The sequence below is a fragment of the Kitasatospora putterlickiae genome (assembly GCF_039527695.1).
Lineage (GTDB): Bacteria > Actinomycetota > Actinomycetes > Streptomycetales > Streptomycetaceae > Kitasatospora > Kitasatospora putterlickiae.
The window spans coordinates 2,597-2,921 of the sequence record NZ_BAAAKJ010000200.1 but is presented as its reverse complement, the minus strand read 5'-3'; the positions used below and the strand labels follow the sequence as shown (position 1 = coordinate 2,921).

The following is a 325-nucleotide window of genomic DNA, read 5'->3' as shown; positions in this document are numbered from 1 at the left end:
CGAGTACGCCTTCCTGCTGTTCGCCCCGCTCGCCATCACCGGCGTCCTGGTGCTCGCCCAGCGCCTCCTGGACGGCCTTCATCCGCTCCACGTACCGCTCCGCCGCCGCGCCCGCCACCGGCACCGCGGTCTCCCCCGCGTACCGGGCGCGCTTGGCCGCCTTCCGCGCCTCGTGCAGCGCCACGTCCCGCTCCGCACCGTCCGCGAGCGCCACCCGCACCCGCTCCGCCGTCCGGCGCTGCTCCCGCGCCGCCACCCTGGCCAGCTCCGGGCTGCCCGGCGGCACATCGATCTGGAAGTGTCCCTCGTCGACCGGCTTGAAGTC

At 76.0% G+C, this 325-nt stretch carries 1 protein-coding gene; it reads right to left on the bottom strand.

Annotation, left to right across the window (positions count from 1 at the left end; all coding sequences use genetic code 11):
* Nucleotides 1-325, bottom strand: a 325-nt coding sequence (locus ABD308_RS20175) for a CHAD domain-containing protein (protein ID WP_344337228.1), incomplete at both ends; no start/stop codon positions are given.